The 18,575-nt window shown below is 70.1% G+C and carries 15 protein-coding genes, 1 tRNA gene and 1 pseudogene; 9 read left to right on the top strand and 8 right to left on the bottom strand.

The genetic code is table 11. The features are described 5' to 3' along the window. Window positions 1-1,331 precede the first annotated feature (1,331 nt). Window positions 1,332-2,123, bottom strand: a complete 792-nt coding sequence (locus ACFWPS_RS30860; RefSeq protein ID WP_383710754.1) for an SDR family NAD(P)-dependent oxidoreductase — start codon at window positions 2,121-2,123, stop codon at window positions 1,332-1,334. Window positions 2,124-2,235: 112 nt separating this feature from the next. After that, window positions 2,236-3,276, bottom strand: a complete 1,041-nt coding sequence (locus ACFWPS_RS30855; protein WP_383710751.1) for an NAD(P)-dependent alcohol dehydrogenase — start codon at window positions 3,274-3,276, stop codon at window positions 2,236-2,238. 364 nt (window positions 3,277-3,640) lie between these two features. Here ACFWPS_RS30855 and ACFWPS_RS30850 point away from each other — a divergent pair, with 364 nt between their 5' ends. Next, a complete protein-coding gene (locus tag ACFWPS_RS30850; protein ID WP_383710748.1) occupies window positions 3,641-4,522 on the top strand; it encodes a helix-turn-helix transcriptional regulator in 882 nt (293 codons plus the stop codon). A gap of 60 nt (window positions 4,523-4,582) precedes the next feature. Here the strand turns inward: ACFWPS_RS30850 and ACFWPS_RS30845 are convergent, their stop codons facing one another. Then, window positions 4,583-5,014, bottom strand: coding sequence for a MarR family winged helix-turn-helix transcriptional regulator (locus tag ACFWPS_RS30845; protein WP_383710746.1), 432 nt, complete (start codon window positions 5,012-5,014; stop codon window positions 4,583-4,585). A 297-nt stretch (window positions 5,015-5,311) separates the two neighbouring features. Here ACFWPS_RS30845 and ACFWPS_RS30840 point away from each other — a divergent pair, with 297 nt between their 5' ends. The 3 genes and pseudogenes from ACFWPS_RS30840 to ACFWPS_RS30830 form a co-directional block, all read left to right on the top strand. After that, window positions 5,312-6,190: a zinc-binding dehydrogenase gene (locus ACFWPS_RS30840; protein WP_383710744.1), complete on the top strand. Its 879-nt coding sequence runs from the start codon at window positions 5,312-5,314 to the stop codon at window positions 6,188-6,190. A gap of 462 nt (window positions 6,191-6,652) precedes the next feature. Beyond that, window positions 6,653-7,228, top strand: a complete 576-nt coding sequence (locus ACFWPS_RS30835) for a TetR/AcrR family transcriptional regulator (protein WP_383710742.1) — start codon at window positions 6,653-6,655, stop codon at window positions 7,226-7,228. A gap of 117 nt (window positions 7,229-7,345) precedes the next feature. After that, window positions 7,346-7,480: pseudogene (locus ACFWPS_RS30830) on the top strand (GntR family transcriptional regulator); the annotation flags it as partial. Between the two features lie 158 nt (window positions 7,481-7,638). Here the strand turns inward: ACFWPS_RS30830 and ACFWPS_RS30825 are convergent. Next, window positions 7,639-7,725: transfer RNA gene (locus tag ACFWPS_RS30825), tRNA-Ser, on the bottom strand. Window positions 7,726-7,785: 60 nt separating this feature from the next. After that, the gene (locus ACFWPS_RS30820; RefSeq protein WP_383710739.1) at window positions 7,786-9,273 is read right to left on the bottom strand and encodes a S1C family serine protease; all 1,488 of its coding nucleotides are present in this window, start codon (window positions 9,271-9,273) and stop codon (window positions 7,786-7,788) included. A 257-nt stretch (window positions 9,274-9,530) separates the two neighbouring features. Here ACFWPS_RS30820 and ACFWPS_RS30815 point away from each other — a divergent pair, with 257 nt between their 5' ends. The 3 genes from ACFWPS_RS30815 (at window position 9,531) to ACFWPS_RS30805 (ending at window position 12,390) form a co-directional block, all read left to right on the top strand. Next, window positions 9,531-10,358 carry a glycerophosphodiester phosphodiesterase gene (locus ACFWPS_RS30815; protein ID WP_383710736.1) on the top strand — a complete coding sequence of 276 codons (828 nt, stop codon included), beginning with the start codon at window positions 9,531-9,533 and terminating at the stop codon, window positions 10,356-10,358. A gap of 204 nt (window positions 10,359-10,562) precedes the next feature. Beyond that, the gene (locus ACFWPS_RS30810) at window positions 10,563-11,219 is read left to right on the top strand and encodes an ATP-binding protein (RefSeq protein ID WP_383710733.1); all 657 of its coding nucleotides are present in this window, start codon (window positions 10,563-10,565) and stop codon (window positions 11,217-11,219) included. 205 nt (window positions 11,220-11,424) lie between these two features. Then, complete coding sequence (locus ACFWPS_RS30805; protein WP_383710731.1) at window positions 11,425-12,390, top strand: DUF5926 family protein; 966 nt, start codon at window positions 11,425-11,427, stop codon at window positions 12,388-12,390. 245 nt (window positions 12,391-12,635) lie between these two features. Here ACFWPS_RS30805 and ACFWPS_RS30800 read toward each other — a convergent pair whose 3' ends face one another. Together ACFWPS_RS30800 and ACFWPS_RS30795 are read right to left on the bottom strand one after the other, a co-directional pair. Further along, window positions 12,636-13,265, bottom strand: coding sequence for a hypothetical protein (locus ACFWPS_RS30800; RefSeq protein ID WP_383710725.1), 630 nt, complete (start codon window positions 13,263-13,265; stop codon window positions 12,636-12,638). A gap of 54 nt (window positions 13,266-13,319) precedes the next feature. Further along, window positions 13,320-13,994, bottom strand: a complete 675-nt coding sequence (locus tag ACFWPS_RS30795) for a bifunctional DNA primase/polymerase (protein ID WP_351706233.1) — start codon at window positions 13,992-13,994, stop codon at window positions 13,320-13,322. Window positions 13,995-14,640: 646 nt separating this feature from the next. Here ACFWPS_RS30795 and ACFWPS_RS30790 point away from each other — a divergent pair. Both ACFWPS_RS30790 and ACFWPS_RS30785 read left to right on the top strand, forming a co-directional pair. Then, a complete protein-coding gene (locus ACFWPS_RS30790) occupies window positions 14,641-16,026 on the top strand; it encodes a PP2C family protein-serine/threonine phosphatase (RefSeq protein ID WP_383710722.1) in 1,386 nt (461 codons plus the stop codon). Window positions 16,027-16,149: 123 nt separating this feature from the next. After that, window positions 16,150-17,646: an aminopeptidase P family protein gene (locus tag ACFWPS_RS30785; protein ID WP_383710719.1), complete on the top strand. Its 1,497-nt coding sequence runs from the start codon at window positions 16,150-16,152 to the stop codon at window positions 17,644-17,646. 106 nt (window positions 17,647-17,752) lie between these two features. On the opposite strand, the gene ACFWPS_RS30780 is transcribed toward ACFWPS_RS30785, so the two are convergent. After that, the gene (locus ACFWPS_RS30780) at window positions 17,753-18,574 is read right to left on the bottom strand and encodes a triphosphoribosyl-dephospho-CoA synthase (RefSeq protein WP_383710716.1); all 822 of its coding nucleotides are present in this window, start codon (window positions 18,572-18,574) and stop codon (window positions 17,753-17,755) included. Between the last annotated feature and the right edge of the window lies 1 nt (window position 18,575).

Below are 18,575 nucleotides of genomic sequence, written 5' to 3'. Positions count from 1 at the left end.
GCCACCGCAGTTGGAAAGCGTGTTGGTGTGGAGGCGCAGGGGCCGGCAGGGCCGCTGCAGCAAGACGACAGCTTTTCGATCAACGTCCAGAGAGCACGAGCTCCCAGCGCGATGGTGAGCCGACCAGCAACCTCGCGAATCTTCCCCTGGGCCTCCTGGGAAGGGCGCGACTTTTCCATCACTCCACCTCATCTCCGGGGCTGCGTCTCGTCACCGTGCGCGACGAGGCGCCCCCCGCTCAGAGATGAGGCCCGGTGAGGCTGGCCCCCGCTTGCGATTGATCACCAGTCCAGTCAACTCATCTGGCGACCGGGGCAGTTGTGGTGCGGCAACGCCAGCAACCGACTCCAGCCGGCAACGCCCCTCAGGGCTGTCAAGGCGACCGCTATGACCGTCACTGACCGATCCAGACAGAACTACGGATCAGAAGGTTGTGAGGGGGGTGGGTGCGGAGCCATTCGGCATCCCGGGACCCAGTGGTCCGGGGACCCCTGTCCGGCCACCCCCCTTGGCCGCCGTGTTCTTCAGCGAGAACATCGAACCGGCTCATCTCCGCCACGGAAGCCAACAGCCCCCACTGACAACGCCCTTGTCCCTGTGGCCGGCACCCCGGCAGACGTGCCAGAACCGTGCCAGGTCGTGCGGGAAGCCACGGGAACACCGGGGAACGCAAGCCGCGGACGTCAGCCGTCGACACCGTTGCGCCGCAGGTCAGTACAGCAACCGCCGCCAAGAAACCCATGCTTCCCAAGCTCAGAGCGCGGGTTCGATTCCCGTCACCCGCTCCAGCGGAAAGCTCCGGGCCAACAGCCCGGGGCTTCTTAGTTGTCTAGACCTCTAAGGGGTCGCCGTGCCCTCCACGTGCCCCGACTCCGGGAAAACCGCTGCCCGGTTTCGTGGCGATCAGCGAGTGGGCGGCCGAGGCCCCGCAGGATGTTCCGGCCCGGCTCGATACCCGTACCGCGACTGCCCTGGCCGTGCGCATCCCGCTCAGCGGTGCGACGATCCGCCGGGTCGTCAAGGACACCTGCCGCGGCGGCCGGGCCGACCTCCTCGGCCACGACCCGGCCGGATGTGACACCCTCGCCCTGGACGGCAAGAGCGCCCGCGGCTCGCGCCTGGGTGCGCACCCGCTGGCCGCGATGACCAGCACCGGGATGACCGTCACCCCCAGGTGGGTCGCTGGTGGCCTGTTTCTCACTGCCCTTCGTGTTGATGCCCAGCCTTCGCAGCCGCGCGACAGCGCGAGAGCGAACGCAGCCGCCGACCACACGGAGTTCGCGAGTAGCTGTGTTCACGGCTATGGAGGAGACCGGAAAACGTGGCCACCATCAGGGGATGACGGTGTTTGCTATGCCGCCGTCGACGCGCAGCGCGGCGCCCGTGGTGGCGGAAGCCGCGTCGGAGCCGACGTAGTGGACGAGGCTGGCGACCTCTTCAGGGCGGATGAATCGTCGCAGGAGCGAGGTGGGGCGTTCCTGGGTGATGAAGCGGCGTTCGGCTTCGGCCAAGGGGATGTCGTTGCCGAAGCGGTCGGTGAGGAACTCTTCGACACCAGGGGTGAGGGTGGGGCCGGGCAGGATGGTGTTGACGGTGACGCCGGTGCCGGCGACCTCCTGCGCGAAGCCACGAGCGGCGGCCAGCTGGGCGGTCTTGGTGGCGCCGTAGTGGATCATTTCCGTCGGGATGCTGATGGCCGACTCGCTGCTGATGAAGACGACGCGGCCCCACCCGCGCTGCACCATGCGGGGAGCGTAATGGCGAGTAAGTCGAATGCCGCCGAGAACATTGGTCTCGAAGGAGCGGCGCCATTCCTCGTCCGTGATGTCGAAGGCGGGCGTTGCACTGAAGATCGCGGCGTTGTTGACGAGGACGTCCACATCCGGCACCGCGTCGGTCAGGGTGCGGGCGCCTTGTGCGGTGCTGATGTCGGCGGCAACAGCGAGGAATTCACCGTCTTTGTCGGCCTCACGGAGGCGTTCGGCAGCGGCGTCGGTGCGCTGGGGGTCGCGGCCGTTGACAATGACGGTGGCGCCGTCGCGGGCGAAGGCGGCGGCGATGGCTTCACCTATGCCGGAGGTGGAGCCGGTGACAAGTACGGTGCGGCGGGAGGTCGTGGTCATCCGGGAGTTCTCCTGGGCTAGTTGATAAGTAAGGCTCCTGCGGCAGCGCGAGGCCGCTGGTCCGGGCGGTCCAGAGGAGTCCGTCGCAGCCGCGCGACCGCAGTCGGCTCGCTCAGAGCGTGGCGATGTCGATCACGAAGCGGTAGCGCACATCACTGGCCAGGACCCGTTCGAACGCCTCGTTGATCTGGTCGGCGCCGATCAGCTCGATCTCCGCGCCGAACCCGTGCCCCGCGCAGAAGTCGAGCATCTCCTGGGTCTCCTGGATGCTGCCGATGCCCGAGCCGGCCAGCGACCTGCGGCCGAGGATGAGCGAGAACACGTTCAGCGAGACCGGCTCCTCCGGAGCGCCCAGATTCACCAGGGCACCGTCCGTCTTCAGCAGCGAAAGACAGGAGTCCAGGTCGAGCCGGGCGGAGACCGTGGAGAGGATCAGGTCGAAGGTCCCGGCCAGCTCCTCGAAGGTCCTCGGGTCGCTGGTCGCGTAATAGTGGTCGGCGCCCAGTTTCAGACCGTCCTCCTTCTTCCGCAGCGACTGGCTGAGCACGGTGACCTCAGCGCCGAGCGCGTGTGCGATCTTCACGCCGATGTGGCCCAGACCACCGAGGCCCACGATCGCGACCTTCTTGCCCGGACCGGCGTTCCAGTGCCGGAGCGGGGAGTAGCTGGTGATGCCCGCGCACAGCAGCGGCGCGGCCTGTTCCAGGGACAGGCCGTCGGGGATGCGCACGACGAAGTCCTGGTCGACGACGATGTGCGTGGAGTAGCCGCCGTAGGTCGGCTCACCGTTCTTGTCCAGCCCGCCGTACGTCGCGACCGATCCGCCCAGGCAGTACTGCTCCAGACCGGCCTTGCAGTTCTCGCACGTGCGGCACGAGTCGACCAGACAGCCGACACCCACCCGGTCGCCGACCCGGTGTGCCGTGACGCCCGAGCCGACCTCAGTGACGATGCCGGTGATCTCGTGGCCCGGCACCATCGGGAAGATGCTCCGGCCGAAGTGCGCACCGACCCGGTGAATGTCGGTGTGGCAGACACCGGTGTACTTGATCTCGATGAGGACGTCGTGGTCGCCCACCGGACGGCGCTCGATCGTGGTGCGCTCCAGCGGTGCGCCGGCGGTGGCCGCGGCGTAGGCCGCAACGGTGCTCATGTCGGGGGTTCTCCTTGGATGAGGTTCCGCGCCCGGCCGCTTCGGCCGGGCGCAGGCATGTCGGCTCTCTCGGAGCAGCTCAGGGACCGGACGGCGCCGTCGCCCAACGTAACGGGACATCCCTCTCCGTATCCGCTCCGCGTCCCTCGCCCTGTGTGTCCAGAAAAAAGGGGCACTCTCTGGGTGCTGTGATGGCGGGGAGGGCGGTACGCCGTCCGGACCCGGCCAGGAAGGGTCGGCCGCTATCCAGGGAAACACCGCGCGCACAGGGTGCGGGGCACTGGAAGGGGTACCGCTGTGACGGGTTCCGACAGACCCCCTCTGCCGGTGTTCGCGGCTCTTCATGGCTCGTAGCGTGGAGGTCATGGAGCCCAGCAGTGAGATCCGGGAGTTCCTGCAGACGCGCAGGGCGCGGCTCACCCCCGAACAGGCCGGAGTGGCGCCGCACGACGGCACACGCCGGGTGCCGGGCCTGCGCCGCACGGAGGTCGCCCAGCTCGCCGGGGTCAGCGTGGACTACTACACACGCCTGGAACGAGGTCGTGCCCAGGGGGTCTCCGAGGCGGTCCTGGACGCCGTAGCCCGCGCTCTGCAGCTGGACGACGCCGAACGCACCCACCTGTTCGACCTGGCCAGGCCCACGGCCCGCACGCGCCGGAGGCCTCCGTCGAGCCCGCAGCGGGTCCGCCCGGTGGTCTACCGGCTCCTGGAGACCCTGGAGCGCTTCCCGGCCATGGTGCAGGGACGCCGTATGGACGTGCTGGCCGCGAACCGGCTGGCCCGCGCCCTCTACACCGACTTCGACGCCCTACCGCACCGCGAACGCAATATGGCCCGCTTCGTCTTCCTCGACGAGGCCGCGCGGGAGCTCTTCGCCGACTGGCAGCGCACCGCCGGCGACACGGTCGCCTGGCTGCGCCTGTACGCCGGACGCCACGGGGACGACCCGAAGCTGGCCGAGTTGATAGGTGAACTGTCCCTGCACAGCCCGGACTTCCGCCGCCTGTGGGCCGGCCACGATGTGCTGGCCCATTCCACGGGCACCAATCGCTACCACCATCCGCTCGTCGGCGACCTCACCCTGGAGTTCGAAATCCTGCAGGTGGTGGACGAGCCGGAACAGTACCTGGTCCTCTACAGCCCCGAACCCGCCTCGCCCTCCGCCGAGACGCTCGCACTCCTCGGCAGCTGGACGGGCACCGCCGCCGCCGAGCTGCCGGACCGTGAGCCCCGGCGCACCGGATGACCGGCCGACAGGACGCCCCTGTCCGCACGCTCGCGATCGGGTCGCCGTCCACCCCCGCGGCTATTGGTCGAGCACGCGTCGGAGCAGCTTTTCGAAGGTGGTCAGCTGGGTGGGAGTGGCCGTGCTGATCGCGGTGAGGAGCTTGGCGGTGCCCTCGTTGAGCTGGTTGACGGTTGCGACGCCCGTGGTGGTGAGTGAGATGCGCTTGGCGCGAAGGTCGTCGGGGTCGGGTTCGACAGCGATGAGGTCCCGTTCGCGCAGTCGCTGTACCACGCCCGTGAGGTTGGACGGGTCGCAGCCCATGCTTTGGGCCAGTTCACGGATGGAACCGGGCTGGGTGGCGGTTCCGAGAAGGATGGCCTGGGTCCGGGTGAGGCCGAGTTCACCGGCGAGGGAGTCCATCTCGTGCGCGTAGGTGGCGACGAGCAGCCGCATCAGTTGCTGGACGGCCGCTAGCTGGGCGCCGGTGTCCCGTGGCTGCCTGGTTCCCATGGGTTGGCTGTCCTCACGTCCCCATTGCTGGTCGAAGGACCATGGTATCCGGGTGCCGGAAGGCACAGAAGGACGGTTCCACCCATGCGAGATTACTTGAAGACCTCATGTAAATTGGGACCACTTTGCATGAGGTCTTCATGTATGTAACCTGCACTCTCGCAGGCCCGCGGCGCATCGCGCCGCCCATCTGAACGAGGAGTACCTGTCTTGCGCGTCATTTCTGTTTCCAGTTACGGATCACCCGACGTCCTTCGCGTCGAGGAGCAGCCCGTTCCCGAGCTGTCCCCGAGCGAGGTGCTCGTCGAGGTCAAGGCCGCCGGCATCAACCTCATGGACAGCTATATGCGTCGCGGCCTGGTAAAGGGTCTCGAACTGCCGGCGCGTCTGGGGGCCGACGGTGCCGGGGTGGTCACCGCCGTCGGCGCGGACGCCACAGCCAAGATCGGCGACCGGGTCGCCTGGCAGTATGTGATGGGCAGCTACGCCGACATGGTGGCGGTTCCGCACGAGCGCCTCGTCCCGATTCCCGACAACGTGACCTTCGAGGCCGCCGCGGGCGGGCTGATGCAGGGGCTGACGGCGCACCACCTGTCCTACGACGCCGTTCCCGTTCCCAGTGACGCCCTGGTGCTGGTACATTCCGCCGCCAGCGGCGTCGGCCGCATGCTGACCCAGCTGATCACCGCCCGCGGTGCGCGCGTGATCGCCACGGTCTCCCGCGCCCACAAGGCGCGCTCGGCTGCCGAGGCGGGCGCCTGGAAGGTGCTGGTCCGTGACGAGACCGAGGACCTGGGTGCTGCCATCCGAGAGCTCACCGACGGTGAGGGCGTGGACTTCGTGTTCGACGGCACGGGCCAGAGCCTGTTCGACGTCAGCATCTCGTCGCTGCGCTTCAAGGGTGTCTTCGTCTACTACGGCCGCGCGGGTGGAGCCATTCCGCCGCTGGATCTGTGGGTGCAGCCGAGCGGGGTTCACCTGGTCACCGTCCGGGGCGACGCCCCCCACGAGTCGACCGGCCAGTGGCGGCAGCGTGCATCCCAGGTGATGCAGTGGATCAGCGACGGCACACTCGATGTCCTGATCGACCGGACGTATTCCCTGGAGGACGCCGCCCAGGCGCACCGCGACATCGATTCCCAGGAGACCGTGGGCAAGCTGCTGCTCATTCCGTGACATGACGGTCGGCGGCCGGGCCGAACCATGGCCGGATGTCGATTGCATGTTCGACATCCGGCCATGCTTCGGGGGTTGCGGGTTGATCGGTTCGGTCGGTTGTCGAAGACGGTCCGGGACCGGGGCGGTGAAGGCTGTGGGTGAGGTCGTCCGCGGCGGCGGCCACCGGCCGAGCGGGCGTACCGACGGCCGTCTCCTACCGCACCACACTCATCCATGCGGCAGCTCACCCCGCTGTTTGGTGCCTCCCCGGCCACCGTGTGCCGGCATGCCCGGGTGGGGCGGGGCCGGGGCTCCACATACGCCGACAGCCACGCGCCCTACCAGACGTCACGAGCGGTTCCACGCTGGGGAGTTGCGCGAGGTATCGGGTCACATCGAGAACCTGCGTCCGGAGGTCACCCACGTGACGAGCGAGACGGTCGCGGCCATGTTCCGGCCAGGGAGACAGTGGAGACAGCAATGACGGACCAGCCGTTCCCCCTCAGTGAGATCGTGGCGTCGCACCGCCCGCATCGCAGGGACGCCGCACGCAACTACGACGCCCTGCTGGCCGCCGCGCACGAGGCGTTCGCCCAGAACGGCGCGGAGGCCTCGCTGGAAGACATCGCCCGTTGTGCGGGCGTCGGCATCGGCACGCTCTACCGGAATTTCCCCACCCGCCGCCATCTCTTCGAGAGCGTCTACGCGGACGAGGTGAACGCCCTGTGCCGAATGGCGCAGGACGTCGCCGCGCTGGAGCCCTGGGAGGCGCTGACCTCCTGGCTGCGCCGGTTCGTGGACTTGAGCGTGACCCAGCGGGCCATCCGCGAGGCGCTCAGCAACGAGTCGGAGGTCTTCCTGGCCTGCCGGGACTCGATGTACCAGGCGGGCGGCCCGCTGCTCGAGCGGGCGCAGAAGGCCGGGGAGGCGCGTACAGACCTGGGCTTCGAAGACCTGCTGCGGATGGTCGCCGGGATCACCGCGACCAACTTCCTCGATGACACCCAGCGCGACCGTGTCCTCGCCATGGCTTTCGACGGCATCCACGCCGCGTAATGACGCGGCCACACAGGTCGGCGCCCCGCTAGGTTTTTCGCGGTCCTGCACAAGGGCCGCTGGCCTCCGGGCCCGGCATGGCTGTTGCCCCCTGTCGATCGGATGACCTGGGGGTGCATCCAGAAGGCCGCTCTCGTCACCCACATCCGGCGGACCTACTACAGCGACCAGGGGCGGCCCGTGGAGACCGCGGACATCGTCGTGCCCGCCGCTCACTGCGAAATCGTCTACGAGATTCCCATCAGCCGTTAGGCGACACCCCCCTCAGGCCACGTTCCGAGGCCCTCAGGCCGTGCCCCTTCCGTGCCCGGCAGAGCGGGAAACCAGGGGGGAACAGCGGTGCCCGACGGGGAGCGCACACGCCAACGGCCCCCGACCGTCTTGCCTGGTCAGGGGCCGTCAATCACATGCGGTGGGTGTGGGATTTGAACCCACGGTGACATCGCTGCCACGACGGTTTTCAAGACCGTTCCCTTAGGCCGCTCGGGCAACCCACCCCGCGCCGACGGAGATCAGCGCGGGGAACAGAGTAACCGGTTCGTGCGGGCGCGTGCGGGTCAGTTGTCGCCGACGCGGGAGCCGAGGGTGACGGTGACCGTGTGTTCCGAGCCGCCGCGCTTGTAGGTGATCTCGACCTTGTCGCCGGGCTTGTGGGTCCAGATCTCGCCGATCAGGGTCGGGCCGCTGTCGATCACCGAGTCGTCGAGCTTGGTGATGACGTCGCCGGGCTTGAGGCCGGCCTTGTCCGCGGGGCCGCCCGACTCGACCGCGGCAGAGCCGCCCGAGCCGGAGTCGGTGATCTGCGCGCCGCCGCTGCTGTCCTCCAGGGACACCGACGCACCGATCTTCGCGTAGACCGGCTTGCCGGTCTTGATCAGCTGCTGGGCCACGTACTTGGCCTGGTTGATCGGGATGGCGAAGCCGAGGCCGATCGAGCCCGACTGGCCGGTGCTGCCCAGGCTGCCACTGGAGGCGGACTGGATCGCGGAGTTGATGCCGATCACCGCGCCGGAGGCGTCGAGCAGCGGCCCGCCGGAGTTGCCCGGGTTGATGGAGGCGTCGGTCTGCAGGGCGCTCATGTAGGACGCCTTGCTGGTGGAGCTGCCGTCGCTGGAGGCGACCGGGCGGTTCTTGGCGCTGATGATGCCCGTGGTGACCGTGTTGGACAGGCCGAAGGGGGCGCCGATCGCGATCGTCTCGTCGCCGACGGCCACCTTGTCGGAGTCGCCCAGGGCGAGCGGCTGCAGGTCCGACGGCGGGTTCTTGAGCTTGATCACCGCGACGTCGTAGCCCTGCGCGTGGCCGACGACCTCGGCGTCGTACTTCTTGCCGTCCGGGAACGTCGCGGTCAGCTTGCCGCCGTCGAGGGAGTCCGCGACCACGTGGTTGTTGGTGATGATGTGGCCCTGCTTGTCGAAGACGAAGCCGGTGCCGGTGCCGCCCTCGCCGTTGGTCGACTCGGACTCGATGGTGACCGTGCTGGGCAGCGACTTGGCGGCGACCGCCGCGATGGTGCCGGCGGCCCGCTTGACCTGCGTGGCGCCGCCGTCGGAGGACGCGGAGATGGTCGTGGAGCCGCTGTCGTCGTTGTTCTTCGCCAACGTGTAGCCGAGGCCGCCGCCGAGGCCGCCCGCGACCAGCGCGGCCACCAGGACGGCGGCGATCAGACCGCCGCGCCCGCTGCCCTTCTTCGGCGCGGGCTGCGGCTGCTGGAACGGCTGAGGCTCCTGATACTGCTGCTGGTACTGCTGGTCGTACGACGAGCCCCAGGCGGCACCCGCACCAGCACCCGCACCGGCGTCCGCATAAGAGGGGGTCGCGGGAGGCGGGGGCGGCCAGGAGCTGTCGGGGGCCTGCGGTGCGGTCCCGTAGGGGTCACCCGCGGGTGCGCCGGGCGCGCTCTGGGGCGCCGGCGGGATCGGGGTGGTCGGCGCTTCCCCGCCGTCGGACGCGGCAGCCTGCGGCGAGGCGGCGGGAGACGTCGGCGGCACGGGAGGTGCGGACGGGGCCGGAGGTACCGGGTTGCCCTCGTTCTCGGTGCTCACAGCTTCTCTCCTCGGTCCACGGCTTTTCTTCTCGGTCGCACTCGGTCACGCTCTTTCACGCTTGCTGTCGGCCCGGCGCGATTCAGCTGTGCATGTGCTTTTGTATGCCGTCAGCTTTTCCCACAGGCCGTCAGAGCACCATAAGCGGTGGCTGTGGGTACACGGACAACCTTTATATAGGGCCTGTCCGACAAAAGTTCTCTTTACCGGCATGCAGGGTGCCCCCAGGTACCCCCGCTCGGTGGCACCATGACGCGGTGACCCACGCACCACAGCATCGCATCCAGGTCGTCGCACACCGCGGGGCCTCCGAGGAAGCCCCCGAGCACACGCTGGCCGCATACAAGAAGGCCATCGAGGGCGGCGCCGACGCCCTGGAGTGCGACGTACGCCTCACCGCCGACGGCCATCTGGTGTGCGTCCACGACCGACGGGTCAACCGTACGTCCAACGGGCGGGGCGCGGTCTCGGCCCTGGAGCTCGCGGAGCTGGCCGCCCTGGACTTCGGCTCCTGGAAGAAGGGCCCGGCCTGGCACGGGCGAGACGAGGAGCCCGACTGGGAGTTCCGGCCCGAGGACCGCGCGGACACCTCCGTACTGACGCTGGAGCGGCTGCTTGAGCTGGTCGCGGACGCCGGGCGGCGGGTGGAGCTGGCGATCGAGACCAAGCACCCCACACGGTGGGCGGGGCAGGTCGAGGAGCGGCTGCTGGTCCTGCTCAAGCGGTTCGGGCTGGACGCTCCGGCCACCGCCGCCGAGTCGCCGGTGCGGGTCATGAGCTTCTCCGCGCGGTCGCTGGCCCGGGTACGGGCGGCCTCGCCGACACTGCCGACCGTCTATCTGCTGCAGTTCCTCTCGCCCCGGCTGCGCGACGGACGGCTGCCGGCCGGGGTGCGGATCGCGGGGCCCTCGATGCGGATCGTGCGCAATCACCCGGCCTACGTGGAGCGGCTGAAGCGGAACGGCCACCAGGTGCACGTGTGGACGGTGAACGAGCCGGAGGACGTGGACCTGTGCGTGGAGCTCGGCATCGACGCGATCATCACCAACCGGCCGGCGGCTGTGCTCGACCGGCTGGGACGGTAAATCCGGAGCTGTCCTGATCAGGGCTCAGATAAAGAGTCAAGTAAGGACACCCCGCGCCTCTTGACCCGACAGCCCGCCCACAGCATCCTCACTTCTCGGCCACACAATCGAAATCAAGCCACACGAGGCCATATCTGGGGGATATGACTTCGACCCGTCACAGGGAGTGCTCCGGCGCGTTCGGCACGTATTCGTTGGTTGCGAATGCGTCACCGGACATTCATTGGCCGGTTTCCGGTTCAGGCCAATGGGGCATCCACACCGTGGCGTGGGGCAAAGGAGGTCTCGGGGGTGGCGTTGGTGGTGGCACAGGAGGTGCCCACGTCGTCGAGCATGGCCGTACCCCATGGCCCTGCGGGCGTGGGGAAGGCGAGACACCGTATGCGCGATCAGTTGCGCACCGGCGGTCTATCGGAATCGGTCATCGACGATGCCGTACTGATCCTTTCCGAACTTTTGAGCAATGCCTGCAAGCACGGGCGCCCCCTGGGCGACGCGCTGGCCGGGGACGGCGACGTCCGGGCCGCCTGGCAGGTCGACACGCGCGGCCGGCTGGTCGTCGAGGTGACGGACGGCGGTGGTCCGACCCGCCCGGCTCCCATGACCCCGTCGGTCACGGCACACGGCGGCCGTGGGCTCAACATCATCACGGCGCTGGCAGACGACTGGGGTGTCCGCGACGACGCCCGGGGCGAGGTGACGGTCTGGGTCGTGGTCCACAAGGACGTGCGTGATCCGAACACCGGGAACGCCCGGGACCGCCGGGACGCCTTCGCTACGCGCGTCATGGCGCCCTCGGGGCCGCCGGTCCCGGAGATGGCGGACCTGGACTTCGCGGACGCGTTCGACGACCTCGACTGACCGGGCCGGACCGACCGGACCGAGTCGGACCGACCAGACCCGACTTGGACCGACCAGACCGACCTGGATCGACCGGGACCGACCTGGATCGACCGGGACCGACCGGATACGCGACGGCGGCTCCGTCCACAGGTTCCCGTGGCCCAGGGCACAAACGGCTAGGCTCCCGCCCGTACGAGACGAGCCGTAACCGGGAGACACCCAGATGGCCAAGAAGCGACCCCAGACGACGGCCACGCGGCCGCAGCCCAGCGACGCAGAGATCCCGGTTGTCGGTGCCCGTGAACCCTGCCCCTGCGGCAGCGGCCGCCGCTACAAGGCGTGCCACGGCCGGGCGGCGGCGCACGCGACGACCGAGCTGGTGCACCGCCCGTTCGAGGGGCTGGCGGGCGAGGGCGACTGGGTGGCGCTGCGTGAGCTGGTCCCCGCCGCCACGGTCGAGCTGACCCTGAAGGACGGTCTGCCCGAGGGCGTCCCCTCGGTCACGCTCGCCACGGTGCTGCCGATGGCCTGGCCGGCGCTGCGCCGCGACGACGGCACGGTCCTGCTCGGCCTGCAGAACGACACGGCGTCCGGCGACATCAGCCGCGACCTCGCCGACACCCTCCAGCGCGCCCTCGCCGCCGAGCCGGGCACCCCGGTGCAGAGCCGCCGCGCCCCCGCCGACAGCCCCCGGCTGCAGGACCTGCTCGACCCGAAGGGCCCGTTCGAGCCAGTTGTGCACGACGGCTTCGAGTTCTGGGTGCAGGACGCGGAGAACGCCACCCCGGACGTGACCGCCTCCCTGGAGCGGGCCAACGCGGCGGCCATCCCGACGGTGAAGCTGACCGGCGTCGACTCCGCCTACTGGTGCGAGACGCCCGAGAAGAACCATCTGCGGTGGGTCATGCCGTATCCCGAGGAGCAGCTTCTGGACGCTCTGGCGCGGCTGCACGCGGCGGGGCGGTCCAGCCTCGGCGAGGGCACCCGGCTGGTCGGTTCCTTCCGTGCCCACGGTCTCACCGTGCCGGTCTGGGACCTGCCGAGCGGGGTCGGCGCGGAGGACGTGGAGAAGCCGGCCGCCGAGTTCGCCGAGCGTCTCGCGACCGCCCTGGCCTCGGAGGCACCGCTCACGGCGGACGAGCGGCGGGCCCGCGGTGGACTGACCAACCGGCAGGTCACACTCAGCTGACGATCAGCGCGGACACAGGGGTGCGGCTGACGGGTCGGTCAGCCGCACCAGGCCCGTCGGATCGGGTGACTCCTGTCACAACTTCCCTACACGGCAGGCAAATACGTGTCCGAATAGCCGAGATCGAATTTGCGAACCGCCGATCTCTTGTTACCGTCTCAGTAGCCCGGTTGCTGGTGCATCCCCCGTCGCCAGCAACCGGGCCTTTTCATGCCCGCATCCGGTGTACGGACCGTAGCGATTCGTCAACTCCCGTTTGACCGCTGGGAGTTGTCCGCGGACGAGTCCCCGGAGCCGCCGGGCGAGTTCCCCGAGCCGCCGGCCGAGCGCCCCGCGTCGTCTCCCGAGTTGCTCGCGGAACGCAGCAGCAGCGGGCCGTCGCCGTCGCGTGCCGCGAACTCCGTGACGGCCGTGTAGGCGTCCAGGGTGCCCCGGGTGTGCTCCCGGGGCGTCTCACAGGTGGCGGGCTCGTCGTCGGCGTCCGCGGCGCAGTGCGTCTGCACGGTGCGGCCGTGCGGGCCCAGCAGGCTCAGCACGGCCTGCAGGGCCGCCCCGGTGGCGTTGCGGTAGTAGGTGCGCGCCCAGGTGTCCGCGCCCTGGGCCATCACACAGGTCTGCGCCTCGACGCCGTCGGGCGAGGTGAGTTCGGGACCGCAGCGGGCAGCCGTGGCCAGGCCCAGGCCGAGCACCAGCGGGGACCGGACCGGCGCCGGCAACTTCTCGTCGTCGTGCCGGGCGGGGTGTACGGCGGCGTCGCCCACCTGTCCCGCGGACGCCACGGTCAGCGGCAGCACGACCGCGCTCACCATGACGCCCACGAGGGCGAGCAGACGTAGTCGGGGGTCTGAGGGCCGGCCCCCAGAATTACGCAGCATGTGCGGAGAGTAACCAGGCGGACGCGACAAGCCGTGTTCTCGCGCCCGACACCCTTACAACTCGGGTGCGCTCACACCCGTACGAGTGAGGGCGTCGACCACGGCGTCCACCACGGCCTCCACATCGGGCACCCAGGGCTTGGCCGAGCCGGGCAGCGGGGCCCGCTCCCAGCGGATGGCGCCCTGGCCGGTCTCGGAGGGCGGCAGGGCGAGGTAGCCGCCCTCACCGTGGAAGCGGAGCGAGCCGGGGACGAAGTCCTTGGCGTAGAGCAGCTCGCCCAACTGCTCCATGGAGTACGGCTTGACGAGCAGCGCCCAGCGGGTGGGCGCGGCGACCACCGGACCGAGCCGCATGCCGCGGCGGTCGAGGAGGGCGAGGGCGCGGGAGGCGGCGAGGGCGGGCAGGCTGACCGCGCAGGGCGCCTTCCCACCGGCGGCTCCGGTGGCGAGGACGATCGGGGCCGTCGGCCGGTTGCCCCACCACCAGCGGACCATGCGCTCGTCGGTGGTGGCGGCGAGCAGGCCGGGGTCGAAGGGGTGTGCACCGGGCACCGTGCACTCGGGGTCGGGACACGCGCACCGGGCCCGCCCCTGAGGGTCGGGAGCCACGCCCGGGAGTACGGGCCACTGCCATTCCGTCGCGAAGGTCAGGGCCGCGCCGAGAAAATCAGGCCCCTTGTCGTTCCGCCTGGACAGGAGCCTGCGTCGCCTTCCGAGGATCTCGCGCATGAGCGCTCGTTCCTTTCCGTTGCACCGCTGGCAACACCGTGGACCACATCACATCATGTGTCGATCACTGCACTGTGCGTACCTGTTGGCGCATCACACCCCTGCCCTGGGCAAGGGGAACCCCTGGGGGTCGAGCGGGGACCGCGGCCGCGTTCACTAGAACTGCGTCGTACTGCTCGTACTGCGTCTATCAAAAGCACGGCCACGGCGCGGGGGTGGCGAAGTCTGGCGTTTTGCCGTTCCGAGTGTTTCTCTCCGCCTCCGCCACGGGAGGATGGGGCACGGTCGTCGGTGGTTAAGACGCCCGGGTCCGTCGCCAGGTTCCGGGTGGTCCCCAACCACCCCTGGCCTTCTCCGAGTACGTACCCATCACGACCGCTGTGACGCTCCGTGGAGCAAGGCCAGTCGACCGCAATGAACCGTTACCCGAGTCAGTTTTAAGCCAACTTTGCTTTTGTGCAAGCCGTCCGGGAGAAGTCCTCGGCAAGACCCCAAGAGGCCCACGGACACCAGCAATCCCGGCAGGACAATGCTGGACATCTCCTCACGAGTGCGTGTACATGTGGAGACACTGCTAGCGGCGCAGAAAGACATGGGGGTTTGCGATGCTTTTGAGCAATACGCACAGGTCTGAAAGCCGGACGCGATGAACGCCCCGCACCCTCCGAAAGTGGCTGGAATCGATTCAACGGTTCCCACGCCCGCACACACTGTCGCGCCGGTACCCCCCGCCCCGGCCGCACCCCCCGTCCCGAAGGCCCCCGCCGTCCCGGCGCCCGGCACCGTCCTCCAGGACCGGCTGGCCGGCTGGGTCTCCGACCTCACCACCCTGCATGAACTGACCGAACGGCTCGCCCGGACCGGCACGCTGGAGCCGGCCCTCCAGGAGCTGCTGCGCGCCGGTGCCGCCCTCGTGGGCGCCCGGCGCGGTCTCGTGGCGCTGGAGCCCGCCGACGGCCTCGGCCCGCACACCACGCTCGGCCTCGGCCTCGGCCGCGCGGACCTCGGCCACCTGGAGACCGTCCCGCGCGGCGCGCTGCCGTACGACGGCGGGACCGCCGCCGAGATCGTGCACCCCGACCTGTTCGCCGAGGACGGCCTCGACCCGCGCCACCGCGAGGTCGCCGCCCGCCTCGGCTACGCCGCCAGCTACGCGCTCCCCCTCGTCACCGACGCGGCCGACCGGCTCGGCGCGGTCGCCTGGCTGTACGACGAGCCGGCCGAGCCGCACGAGCGCCAGCGCCACCTCGTCGGCCTGTACGTCCGGTACGCGGCCGAGCACCTGGCCCGGCTGCTGGAGGTCGAGCGCACGCGCGCGTGCATGACGACCATCGCCGAGGAACTGCTCCCCTCCCGGCTGCCCCGGGTGGCCGGCGTCCAGCTCGCCGCCCGGCACCGCACCGGCCCGCGCGGCGGCGGCGACTGGTACGACGCGCTGCCGCTGCCCGACGCCGCCCTGGGCCTCGCCGTCGGCTCGGTCACCGGCTCCGGGCCCAGCGCGGTCGCCGCGATGGGGCGGCTGCGCGCCTCCCTGCGGGCGTACGCGGTGATGGAGGGCGAGGACCCGGTCGCGGTCCTCTCCGACCTGGAACTGCTGCTGCGGCTGACCGAACCGGCCCGCTCCGCCACCGCCCTGTTCGCCTACTGCGAGCCCGCACTGCGCAAGGTCACCCTCGCCGGGGCCGGCCACAGCCCGCCACTGCTGATCGGGGAGCACCGCACCGTGTTCGCGGAGACCTCCGTCTCCGCACCGCTGGGCATGCTCGCCTGCTGGGAGGCGCCCAGCGTGGAGGTCCAGGCCGAGGCAGGCGAAACGGTGCTCCTCTACACCGACGGGCTGCTGCACCGCACCGGCGACCCCATGGACCGCGCCTTCGCCCGGCTGCACACGGCCGCCGCGAGCATCCCGCGCACGCTGCGCCACGACCCCGGGGCGATCGCCGACCACGTCCTGCGCACGGTGCTGCCGGACGGCCTGGACGAGGCCGACAGCGATGAGGACGTGGTCCTGCTGGCGGCCCGGTTCGACTGATCGGTCAGTCAGAAAGGCGGAAGCGGACACACCTCACAACGCTGTGGGCCCCGGGTCCCTGGGACGCCGTTCGGTACGACCGTACGATGGACGGGATTCACTGCAGTGTCGAGGAGGATGACCGTGTCCGACGAGCTCACCCCGGCGGTATCAGATGATGCTGCTACCGCAGCGGGTCCGGAGACCCCGGAGACCGAGTCGGAAGAGCCGATCAAGCAGCGCAAGAACGGCCTGTACCCGGGCGTGTCCGACGAGCTCGCCGAGAGCATGAAGTCCGGCTGGGCCGATACGGAGCTGCGCGATCTCAAGGCCGTCGAGCAGGCCGGGCACACCGCCCGCCGCCGCGCCGAGCTGTCCGCCCGCTTCCCGGGCGAGCGCCTGGTGATCCCGGCAGGCAACCTGAAGACCCGCTCGAACGACACGGACTACCCGTTCCGGGCGTCGGTCGAGTACGTCTATCTCACCGGCAACCAGACGGAGGACGGCGTACTCGTCCTGGAGCCGAAGGACGACGGCCATGTGGCCACCGTCTATCTGCTGCCCCGCTCCGACCGCGAGAACGGCGAGTTCTGGCTCTCCGGGCAGGGCGAGCTGTGGGTCGGCCGCCGGCACTCGCTGACCGAGTCCGAGGCTCTCTACGGCATCCCCGCCGCCGACGTGCGCGAGCTGGCCGGCAAGCTGCGCGAGGCCACCGGCCCGGTGCGGGTCGTACGCGGGTACGACGCCGGCGTCCAGGAGGCGCTGACCGACAAGGTCACCGCCGAGCGCGACGAGGAGCTGCGGGTCTTCCTCTCCGAGGCGCGGCTGGTCAAGGACGAGTGGGAGGTCGGCGAGCTGCAGAAGGCCGTGGACTCCACGGTCCGCGGCTTCGAGGACGTCGTGAAGGTCCTCGACAGGGCCGAGGCCACCAGCGAGCGCTACATCGAGGGCACGTTCTTCCTCCGCGCACGCGTGGAGGGCAACGACATCGGCTACGGCTCCATCTGCGCGTCCGGCCCGCACGCCTGCACGCTGCACTGGGTCCGCAACGACGGCCCGGTGCGCTCCGGCGACCTGCTCCTCCTGGACGCGGGCGTCGAGACGCACAGCCTGTACACCGCCGACGTCACGCGCACGCTGCCCATCAGCGGCACGTACAGCGAGATCCAGAAGAAGATCTACGACGCCGTGTACGACGCCCAGGAGGCCGGGATCGCGGCGGTGCAGCCGGGCGCCAAGTACCGGGACTTCCACGATGCCGCGCAGCGGGTGCTGGCCGAGCGGATCGTCGAGTGGGGGCTCGTGGAGGGGCCGGTGGAGCGGGTGCTGGAGCTGGGTCTGCAGCGCCGGTGGACGCTGCACGGGACGGGGCACATGCTGGGGCTCGACGTCCACGACTGTGCTGCCGCGCGGACCGAGACGTATGTGGAGGGCGTCCTGGAGGCGGGGATGGTGCTGACCGTCGAGCCGGGGCTGTACTTCCAGGCCGACGACCTCACCGTGCCGGAGGAGTACCGGGGGATCGGCGTGCGGATCGAGGACGACATCCTGGTGACGGCCGACGGGAACCGGAACCTCAGCGCTGGGCTGCCTCGGCGGTCGGACGAGGTCGAGGGCTGGATGGCTTCGCTCAACAGCTGACGCATGTAAGAGCTGACGGATGTGAGATGGCCGGGTACCAAGTGGGTGCCCGGCCATTCGTCGGTCTGCGGGTTGTGGGTGGTTGCTCGCGCAGTTCCCCGCGCCCCTATCGGGGCGCTGTAGGCAGCGCGTCCAGGAACAGTGCGCCGGCCAGGAGTCCCGCACTACCTCTTGGGCTCCAGCCCTTTTCGTGCAGGTCCGCGTCAAGGGTGCGGAGCGCCTCCGCGCCCGCCTCCGTCGCCGTGCCGCCCGCCTCCAGTACGGCGCGCGCCCCTGCCTGGACCTGGCGCAGCCCCAACGGGCCCGCCGTGTACAGGAGTTCCGTGTCCTGGAGGGTGCACATCACGGTCATTAACGCGTCCAGGCGGGCCTGGTTCTCGGTGGCGCCTGCCTTGCGGGCCGTCGCCAGCGCGTCCAACGCCCTGCGTACGTGCGGGAATCCGGCCCTGGCCTCGCCCCGGGCGCCGGCCGCGCCGTACTTGACGGAGATCGACGAACCCCGGGAGGGACGCTTGGGGGCGCCCTTGTCGTTGAACGCGGCGATCTTCCGGGCGTTCGCGGCGATCTCGCGGGCCTTGGCCCGGGGGTCCAGGGCGACCGCGGCGACCAGGAAGCCGAGGGCCCACAGGGCCCCTTTGTGGCCGCCGCCGGCCAGGCCCACCGAGTGCTCGGTGCACCGGCCGATCGCGCCCAGTTCCGCCCGCAGCACCGGCGTGGCTTCGCCGGTACGGCGGGCGGAGGCGGCCATCGCCGCGAGGCCGGGCGCCAGCGCCTTGGCCGACCAGCGCAGACTGTCGTGCTCCCGGCGCGTACTGCGAGCGTCCAGGTCACGCGGGTCCGGCAGGCCCGGCTTGGGAGCCAGGGCCAGCTGACCGGTGAGCGCGGCCACGGCGGCCTGCGCCAGCGCGTCGTCCTCGCGGCTTGTCATG

Origin of the sequence: Streptomyces sp. NPDC058457, from assembly GCF_042720695.1 — a bacterium.
GTDB lineage: Bacteria > Actinomycetota > Actinomycetes > Streptomycetales > Streptomycetaceae > Streptomyces.
This window is presented reverse-complemented; position numbering and strand designations above follow the sequence as displayed.

Bases quoted from the DNA above. Each gene is read 5' to 3' on its own strand.
- ACFWPS_RS30790 (WP_383710722.1), top strand. From the start codon at position 14,641: ATGAACGCCCCGCACCCTCCGAAAGTGGCTGGAATCGATTCAACGGTT.
- ACFWPS_RS30845 (WP_383710746.1), bottom strand. From the start codon at position 5,014: ATGGGAACCAGGCAGCCACGGGACACCGGCGCCCAGCTAGCGGCCGTC.
- ACFWPS_RS30795 (WP_351706233.1), bottom strand. From the start codon at position 13,994: ATGCGCGAGATCCTCGGAAGGCGACGCAGGCTCCTGTCCAGGCGGAAC.
- ACFWPS_RS30860 (WP_383710754.1), bottom strand. From the start codon at position 2,123: ATGACCACGACCTCCCGCCGCACCGTACTTGTCACCGGCTCCACCTCC.
- ACFWPS_RS30835 (WP_383710742.1), top strand. From the start codon at position 6,653: ATGACGGACCAGCCGTTCCCCCTCAGTGAGATCGTGGCGTCGCACCGC.
- ACFWPS_RS30805 (WP_383710731.1), top strand. From the start codon at position 11,425: ATGGCCAAGAAGCGACCCCAGACGACGGCCACGCGGCCGCAGCCCAGC.
- ACFWPS_RS30800 (WP_383710725.1), bottom strand. From the start codon at position 13,265: ATGCTGCGTAATTCTGGGGGCCGGCCCTCAGACCCCCGACTACGTCTG.
- ACFWPS_RS30850 (WP_383710748.1), top strand. From the start codon at position 3,641: ATGGAGCCCAGCAGTGAGATCCGGGAGTTCCTGCAGACGCGCAGGGCG.
- ACFWPS_RS30855 (WP_383710751.1), bottom strand. From the start codon at position 3,276: ATGAGCACCGTTGCGGCCTACGCCGCGGCCACCGCCGGCGCACCGCTG.
- ACFWPS_RS30810 (WP_383710733.1), top strand. From the start codon at position 10,563: ATGCGTCACCGGACATTCATTGGCCGGTTTCCGGTTCAGGCCAATGGG.
- ACFWPS_RS30780 (WP_383710716.1), bottom strand. From the start codon at position 18,574: ATGACAAGCCGCGAGGACGACGCGCTGGCGCAGGCCGCCGTGGCCGCG.